The 1,831-nt window shown below is 64.5% G+C and carries 3 protein-coding genes; 2 read left to right on the top strand and 1 reads right to left on the bottom strand.

Going from position 1 to position 1,831, the window contains the following annotated elements; translation table 11 throughout:
* The first annotated feature begins 183 nt into the window (after positions 1-183).
* Positions 184-426 (top strand): type II toxin-antitoxin system CcdA family antitoxin, encoded by a 243-nt coding sequence (locus EN925_RS34390; RefSeq protein WP_063170355.1) that lies wholly within the window; start codon positions 184-186, stop codon positions 424-426.
* The gene (locus tag EN925_RS34385) at positions 426-725 is read left to right on the top strand and encodes a CcdB family protein (RefSeq protein WP_127384602.1); all 300 of its coding nucleotides are present in this window, start codon (positions 426-428) and stop codon (positions 723-725) included. The genes EN925_RS34390 and EN925_RS34385 overlap by 1 nt, the downstream gene beginning before the upstream one ends.
* A gap of 17 nt (positions 726-742) precedes the next feature.
* On the opposite strand, the gene EN925_RS41150 is transcribed toward EN925_RS34385, so the two are convergent.
* On the bottom strand, positions 743-1,831 hold a 1,089-nt coding region (locus EN925_RS41150), incomplete at its 5' end, for a hypothetical protein (RefSeq protein ID WP_128337296.1).

Here is a 1,831-nt window from a genome sequence, read left to right as displayed (position 1 = left end):
GAGATGGAGGGGTGAGGAGTGTTTCGGCCGTAGGCCGATCAATCGACGACGATTTGTCGATTGAAGCGACGAACGCCCGGAGCCATAGCGAAAGGGGCCGAGCGCCCCTACCTGCAGCTAGAACCGCCTGATTGCCTCCATACAGAAATGCGCATATATTATGCGCATGTTGCGGAGGCTATTATGCGCAAAATTGCCTTGAGTGCGACCCGTCAGCCAGCAAATCTGTCGATCGATTCGAACCTCATGAGGGAAGCCAAGGGACTTGACGTGAATGTCTCGCGCGCTGCGGAGGCCGGCATCGCGGAGGCGGTGGCTGCCGAAAAAACGCGACTGTGGAAGCTTGAGAACCGCGCCACGATGGACGCGTGGAACGACTATATCGAGAAACATGGCATCCCGCTGGAAGAGTACCGGCAGTTCTGATGCCCCGCTATGATGTCTTCGCCGGTCGCATCGAAGGCAGCTATGTGCTCGACGTTCAGTCAGAGCTGCTCGACAATTTCAAGACGCGGGTGGTCGTGCCGCTTCTGCCGGTCGCAATGGTGCCACCGCCGATGCGAAAGCTTCATCCGATTTTTGAGATCAACGGTCGAAAGCTCGTTATGGCAACACACCTGGTTGCCACCGTTTCTGCCAGCGAATTAGGCGAAAGTCAGCTGAACCTGATCAAGCACCACGACGACATCGTCGCTGCGCTCGACATGCTGTTCCAGGGCTTCTGAACGGCGGCTACAGCGTCTCAGCCTGCCGTCTTGGCCTGCCAGGCCTTGATTGCCTCGTCGAACACCTTCTCTCCGGGAATGCCCTTTTCCATGGTCAGCAACGCCCGCCGTCCGGTCTTGTAGACCACCGGCACGTCGATCCAGTCCTGGCCGCGCAACAAGGTCATGTTGGCGTCTTCGTCGGCCTTGGTGTCGTTGAGCGCGACGAGGAAGAAGCCGTCGGCAATCTTGGCCGGAATGCCGATCAGCGGGCTGCCGGCATCCTGCTCCGAAGCCTTCATGGCAACGCGCAGGATGTTGTCGACACCGCCGCCCTCGAAGCCGTCGGGCGTCAGGAAGATCATCTCGATGATATGGCTGGCCGGCAGCGTCTGGTCGGTGTTGCGGCGGATGGTCATGCGCAACTGGATGTCCTTGCCGGGAATGGTCGCCTCGGCGCGGATCGCCGGCTCCGGCGGCAGGTCGCCACCGGGCGATTCCTGCACCAGCGACCAGACGATGTTGCCGGGCTCGGCGGAGCCCTGGGCGGTGCTGGTGCGCTCCTCATAGAAGATCGCCTTCTGGCCGACAGGCAGGGCGGCTTCCGCAGGCGCAGCCGCCGGCGCGGGCGGCGCGGCACCTGCCGGTGCTGGCGGCGTGCCGGCAGCATCGGCCGGCGCTGCAGGCGCTGCTCCGTTGGCAGGCGGCGTTGCGGGGGCGGCATCTGTCGCCGGAGGCGTAGTCGCGGCAGGCGTACCGGCGGCCGGTGCGGAAATCGCCGGTGCGTTCGTGGCCGAGGGCGGGGTGGTCAGCGCCGCGACCGATTCGCCTTCGCCGATGCCGCTTTGGCCACCGGCCGGACCCGGGTCGACTTCACCACCCTGCGGTGTCAGCCGCTGGGTGAATTTCGTGCTTTCGGCTTCCGTGCCGCCAGCCGCGGGCGCCGGCGGCGCTGCCGCGGCATCGGTTGCCGGCTTGGCCGGCGCCGGCTTCACGGGTTCGGTTTTCGCTACCTGATTGCCGCCAAGCCCCAGCATCTTGCCGAAGGCGTCCTTGTTCAGCCAGACGCCATAGCCGCCGCCGGCGCCCGCGGCTGGCGGCACGGAAGCCGAAAGCACGAAATTCAC

It is taken from the genome of Mesorhizobium sp. M7A.F.Ca.US.006.04.2.1 (assembly GCF_004022915.1).
Taxonomy (GTDB): Bacteria; Pseudomonadota; Alphaproteobacteria; order Rhizobiales; family Rhizobiaceae; genus Mesorhizobium; species Mesorhizobium ciceri.
Note: the sequence above shows the minus strand (reverse complement) of the source record. Positions and strands in the feature narration are given on the sequence as shown.

What these genes read in the sequence shown, in the direction of transcription:
- EN925_RS34390 (WP_063170355.1), top strand. Translation starts at nt 184, where the DNA reads ATGCGCAAAATTGCCTTGAGTGCGACCCGTCAGCCAGCAAATCTGTCG.
- EN925_RS34385 (WP_127384602.1), top strand. Translation starts at nt 426, where the DNA reads ATGCCCCGCTATGATGTCTTCGCCGGTCGCATCGAAGGCAGCTATGTG.